The organism is Caballeronia sp., from assembly GCF_049581465.1.
GTDB lineage: Bacteria > Pseudomonadota > Gammaproteobacteria > Burkholderiales > Burkholderiaceae > Caballeronia.
In genome coordinates, this window is sequence record NZ_JBAUSA010000408.1 from 1 (window position 1) to 5,467 (window position 5,467).

At 61.3% G+C, this 5,467-nt stretch carries 6 protein-coding genes and 2 pseudogenes; all 8 read left to right on the top strand.

Annotation, left to right across the window (positions count from 1 at the left end; all coding sequences use genetic code 11):
* Positions 1–357: AAA family ATPase (locus WCA53_RS10225; RefSeq protein ID WP_423908701.1), on the top strand; the 357-nt coding region annotated here is incomplete at its 5' end.
* A gap of 13 nt (positions 358–370) precedes the next feature.
* The gene (locus WCA53_RS10230; RefSeq protein WP_423908711.1) at positions 371–1,234 is read left to right on the top strand and encodes a DUF58 domain-containing protein; all 864 of its coding nucleotides are present in this window, start codon (positions 371–373) and stop codon (positions 1,232–1,234) included.
* Positions 1,231–2,103, top strand: coding sequence for a calcium incorporation protein MxaA (locus tag WCA53_RS10235; protein WP_423908703.1), 873 nt, complete (start codon positions 1,231–1,233; stop codon positions 2,101–2,103). Before WCA53_RS10230 ends, WCA53_RS10235 begins: the two co-directional genes overlap by 4 nt.
* Positions 2,100–3,080, top strand: a complete 981-nt coding sequence (locus tag WCA53_RS10240) for a vWA domain-containing protein (protein WP_423908705.1) — start codon at positions 2,100–2,102, stop codon at positions 3,078–3,080. Before WCA53_RS10235 ends, WCA53_RS10240 begins: the two co-directional genes overlap by 4 nt.
* On the top strand, positions 3,077–3,631 hold the full coding sequence (locus WCA53_RS10245; RefSeq protein WP_423908708.1) for a tetratricopeptide repeat protein: 555 nt from the start codon (positions 3,077–3,079) through the stop codon (positions 3,629–3,631). The genes WCA53_RS10240 and WCA53_RS10245 overlap by 4 nt, the downstream gene beginning before the upstream one ends.
* A 98-nt stretch (positions 3,632–3,729) precedes the next feature.
* Positions 3,730–4,563, top strand: a pseudogene (locus tag WCA53_RS10250) (MxaL protein); the annotation flags it as partial.
* Positions 4,564–4,659: 96 nt separating this feature from the next.
* A complete protein-coding gene (locus WCA53_RS10255; RefSeq protein ID WP_423908713.1) occupies positions 4,660–5,097 on the top strand; it encodes a DUF3280 domain-containing protein in 438 nt (145 codons plus the stop codon).
* A gap of 177 nt (positions 5,098–5,274) precedes the next feature.
* A pseudogene (locus WCA53_RS10260) lies at positions 5,275–5,467 on the top strand (hypothetical protein); the annotation flags it as partial.

The window sequence follows — 5,467 nt, forward strand, 5'->3', positions numbered from 1 at the left end:
ATCGGCGCGAGCATTCAACGCAACGTGAGCGCCAGCCCGACGATCGAGCGCTACGTGCTCGACATCTGGCGCGCGACCGAGAACCCGCAGCAATTCGATATTGCGCTGGAAGGCGTCGACATGGAGCGGCTCATCCTCGTTGGTGCGAGTCCGCGCGGCATGAGCGCGCTCCTGCGCGCGGCTCGGGTGGTCGCGTGGCTCGCCGGGCGCTCGCATTTGGTGCCAGAAGATATTCACGCTGTATTGCTGCCCGCGCTCGGGCATCGCGTGTTCTTTACGCCAATCTATGAACTGCGCCGCCAGGAACTGGCGGAAGCGCTGATTGCGCAGATCATGGCGAGAGTCGCGGTGCCTTAATATCATGACTACATTGAGCGCAATGCCAGAATTTCACTACCGGCTGCCAATGCGCGCCGGCGGTGCGCGGCCCGGATCGCATCCCGGTTCGAGCTTCGGCGCGGGTCAGGCATTCGCCATGCATGCGCGTCTTTTCGATCATCCAGATCCACGCCGTGTTGATTTACGCGCGAGCTTGCGGGCTATTCCCGCCGAATGGCTCGTTCGCGTTCATCTGCAACGCGTCGCCGTACCGGTCTATGTAGTGATCGATGTATCAGCGTCGATGCGCTTCGGGCGGCTCAAATCCAAGCTCGACGTTGCGGCGGATTTTGTGGCTGCGCTGGGTTACAGCGCGTTCCGTGCAGGCGATCAGGTCGGCATGCTCGCGTTCGATGCCGCCGAGCGCGAAGAACTCTATTCACCGGCGCGCCATGGTCAGGGTGTCGGTGACGTGATGGAGGCCACTTTGCGCGATGTCGCGAGGTCGCCCGGCGTGGCGGGAGGCATTGATGGGCTGGAACAATCGGTCGCAAAACTCGCCGGGCGGCAGGGAATTATCTTTATTGTCTCGGATTTTCATTGGCCGCTGAAACGGCTGCCGAAGATACTCGATACGTTGACCCATGCCTATGTCATCCCAATGGTTGTATGGGATCACGCGGAAGTCGAACCGCCGGAGCATGGCGCGCTGCTCGCCGTCGACGACGCTGAAACAGGTGAGCGCCGAACATTGTGGCTGCGGGATAAAACACGTCGGGATTGGCGAGATGCCGTCGTGCAGCGGCGTGCCGAAATCAAGCAGCTTTTCGATAAACGCGGCATACGGCCGTTCTTCGTTCAGGGCGCATTCTACGCCGAAGCGTTGTCGCGATACTTCCTGGAAGCGGTCGCATGAGCCTGTTCGCGCGTCTTCTAATTTTCGCTATCACGGCAGTAATCCTAAGCATGACGCCTGCCGCAAGGGCGGCGCCTGCACCGGCCACCGTCGAGCAGCCGCGCGCATTCGGCCACACGATCGGCGACGTGCTTTCGCAGCGCATCCTTCTCCCATTCAGCAACGACATTGTGAGCACCCTCCCGATGCCATCGACGGGGCGTATCGGCATTTGGTTCGAGCGCCGCAATCCGCGCATTGAAACGGATGTGGAAGGTCGCCGATGGATGGTCGTCGACTACCAGATCACGAACGCGCCGCAAACGCTCACAACCATTGCTCTCCCTGCTCTGACACTGGCGTCGCTACACGTGCCCGAATGGCCGGTAAGCGTGAGTCCGCTAACGCCGCGGACGGCATTTGGCATGGGCGACCTTCAGCCGCTGCGTCCTGACCGGCAAGCACCGTTGCCCGCCATTGCGCCGCTGCGCCGGCAGACCATTTGGGCGTTTGGGTTGCTCACGCTGACGCTTGCCGCGTGGTTCGGCTGGTGGAAATGGCGTAACACACGCGAAGCGGCGCGCTTGCCGTTCGCGCGGGCGTACATCGAGATACAGCGGTTAACGTTATCCCAACCCGATAAAAACGCACACGGGTGGCTGTGTCTGCACCGTGCGCTAAACGAGACGGCGGGGCAGGTCGTGCACGCCGGTTCGCTGCCGGGCTTGCTTGCAAGAGCGCCGCATTTGCAAGCGCTGCAGCCGCAACTCGAACGCTTCTACCAGCACTCAGGCGAGCGTTTCTTTGCTTCACATTCAGCCGATACAAGCTTCCCCTTGCTCGACTTAAGCCGCGCGCTTTATCGTGCGGAAAGGCGCCAGCAGCGATGACCTTGCCTATCGACTTCGTTCATCCTTGGGCGCTGGTTTTAATGCCGCTCGCACTTCTTCCGTTGCTGCGCCGACGCGGCGATACGCTGAGATTTTCGCATATCGGATGGCTGTCGGTCGACCGGCTCGGACGCGCGGTCGGCATGTTATGGCGAGGCTGCGCCGTGCTGGCGATACTTGGCATAGTCATCGGTCTTGCAGGCCCGGGACGTTCCAATCTCCAGGTTCTGCGCACCGGCGCCGGTGCCGAAATTCTCATCCTGATGGACCGAAGTTCCAGCATGGATGACGCGATGGGACGCCAGCCTATCGACTCGCGGAGCATGTCGAAGAATGAAGTCGCACGTCGGGCAATAGCCCGTTTCGTCGATGATCGTCCGAACGACCGGCTCGCGTTCATGATGTTCAGCATCAGCCCTATACCGGTCATTCACTTCACGGCGAATCATCAAATCATTCAGGCTGCGATAGCTGGAACAGGCATTGGCCGCGGCATGGCGGACACGCAGCTCAATCGCGGTTTGCGCGCGGCGATCGGACAATTTGACGGACGTCGCTACGACAGCCGCCGGGTGATCGTACTTGTCTCCGACGGCGGCGCAAGGCTCGATCCACAAGCGCGTCGCGAGATAGAAGAAGGGCTCGCCCGCAATCAGATCGACCTGTACTTCATCTACTTGCGCAGTGGCGTATATAGCCCTGATCTGCGGGCGGTCGCCGCTAACGATACCTCCGACGAGGCCGAGCTGCACCGGTTTTTTATGACGTTGAAGTCCCCGTATCACCTCTATCAGGCAAGCGATGCCGACGCGATGGCCGCCGCCATGGCCGACATCAACCGGCAGCAAAAATATCCGGTGTCGTTTGTCGAGCAGTTGCCGCGGCAGGACCGCAGTCCTTATTGCTTCGCGGCCGCGCTGATCTTCTGCGCTTTGCTGCTCGCCCTGCATCTGGTTCAGGTCAGGAGTTGGGCATGAGACGCTCCTGGGCTCACATCGCGTTTGGACTTGTTGCGCTGGGTTGCGCGGCCGTCGCGACGTATGACGGACTACGTATGAAGTATGCTGAAGAGGTGCGCCAGGCTGTCGCCGACGCAGGCAGCGTGACCGGCGCGGCGTCCAGTCTGCCCGATGTACCCGATGAAACGGAGGCTCGATTGGCCCGTGCGATGGCGCTATCGAAAGCGGGCGCTTACGCTGACGCACAGAAACTCTACGATGCGCTGATACAGGACGACGCCAGCGGCGACCTGGCGCATGCGGCGCTTTTCGACCTCGGTAACATGTATGTACGTCAGGCCACGGGGGAGGGAAATCCCGGTCCTGTCAAATCGTTGCCGCTACTGGAACAGGCAAAGCAACGATACCGCCAGTTGCTGCGTGTTACGCCCGACGACTGGGACGCGCGCTACAACCTCGAGCGCGCGTTGTGGCTCGCACCGGAGGAGACAGAGAGCGCCGACGAGCCCGATGTCAAGGAGCAGCACGACATCAAGTTGCGGGGCGCTCAGGCCGAGGATTTGCCATGAAAATCGCTCCACTTGCGCGACATCTTGCGCGACATTTTTTCGACCGGCAACAATGGCCGCTTGTGCTCGCGCTGCTGCTGCTGGTCGTAGCGCTTGCGATGCCACCCGTCACTTTGCCCCGCGATACCGCGCGCTATATCGTCACCTTCGACATTACGCAAAGCATGGACACCGAGGACGTTGGTTCAAGCGATGCGCCATCTAGCCGGCTTGAATTCGCCCGTGCCGCCATGCGCGAAACGTTAGGGGAATTGCCGTGCGGATCGAAGGTCGGATGGAGTGTGTTTACCGGACAGCGCACCTTGCTGCTGATGCTGCCCATTGAAGTGTGCGGCAATTTCGACACGCTGCTGTCGTCGCTCAAGGAGATCGATGGGCGCATGCGCTGGACAAACTGGAGCCGCGTGGCCGAGGGCGGCATCTACTCGGCGGTGCGAACAGCGCACGAAGTCGGGCCGGATACCTCGGTGATCTTCGTGACCGACGGCCAGGAAGCGCCTCCTGTGTTGCCGTCGAATGATCGGGTACGCGAGTTGGCCAGCGAGAAGGTTCATGGCTGGCTTATTGGAGTTGGCGGGGACCAGCCCGCCAACATTCCAAAGACCGATGCCAACGGCAACAGGGTGGGATTCTGGAGCGCCGACGAAGTGATCCAGGTCCCGACCGTACCAGGCAAGCCGGCCACCGCGGAAAGCCACGAGGAGTTGTCGGAACTGCGAGGGGAGTACCTCGCGTCGGTGGCGTCACGTATTGGTTTTAAGTATCAGCGGCTGGTTGGGGCGCAAGCGTTGACCCGCGCCATGCTCGATCCGCAGTTGATGCATCGGGAGCCGGCCGCGACTAACCTTAACTGGTGTCCCGCGCTGCTTGCGTTGCTGCTGCTTACATGGCGATTCTTGCCTTCCTGGGGGTTGAGAGGCTTACGTTCAAGGCCGCGGCGTAGATTGCGTGTCCTGCGCAACGTCGCACTGTGTCTCGTCGCTGGAACTGCCGGACCGCAGGCACAGGCTGCTCCGCGATCCATTGCTGTGATCGACTGCACGCTGATCGACGATAACGCCTCCTACAACGACGCCGATACCAACCGCGCGCAGCAGGCTCGGGTCAGCCTGATCAGCGATGATCTGCGCGCCCAGTTGCGTGACCGCCAGCTTTTTCGCGTCGCCGATAACGCACCCGCGAGCGGCTTGATTGCGCAACTTGGGCGTGCGCAGGACATGAACGCGTGCAACGGCTGCGAGCTGCAGGTCGGACGCAAACTCGGCGTTGAGCGCGTCGGCGTGTGCTGGGTGCAAAAAGTCAGCAACTTGATCATCAATATCAATCTGCGCGTTGAGGACGTCGCAACGGGAAAAGCCGTGTTCCAGCGTTCCGTCGATATTCGCGGCAACACCGATTTATCGTGGCAGCGCGGTATCAAGGCGCTGGTCGATCGTCTTGGAGACGACCCCGACGCGACTCGCTGATTCGGCGTTCGCATCGCGTGTGGAAAACACCCGCGCTGCTTTCGGGAGATTCTCCCGCCTCGATCCATTGTCAAGACACCGTTCGATGAGCTAAGTTGGCCTTTGCACCGACCCTGCTCGAAGGCATCGAACGGCTCGGCGATGATCATCGAACGAAGAACTAAAGCGGAGACGACCATGCATTTGAAGAAAGCGGTGGCGCACCTGGCGCTCGCATCCGTGACGACGCTCGGCGCCAGCCTGACGCTGGCGGCGGGGCCGACCGCTTACGTAACGAGCGAGACGGCGGGTGTCGGTGTGATCGACCTGGACCAGATGACGCTCGCGAAGACCATTGCCGTGGGTGCCGACGGTCCGCGCGGTTTGAGCC

Excerpts from the sequence above, each read along its gene's own strand:
- WCA53_RS10235 (WP_423908703.1), top strand. The coding sequence starts at position 1,231 with ATGAGCCTGTTCGCGCGTCTTCTAATTTTCGCTATCACGGCAGTAATC.
- WCA53_RS10240 (WP_423908705.1), top strand. The coding sequence starts at position 2,100 with ATGACCTTGCCTATCGACTTCGTTCATCCTTGGGCGCTGGTTTTAATG.
- WCA53_RS10245 (WP_423908708.1), top strand. The coding sequence starts at position 3,077 with ATGAGACGCTCCTGGGCTCACATCGCGTTTGGACTTGTTGCGCTGGGT.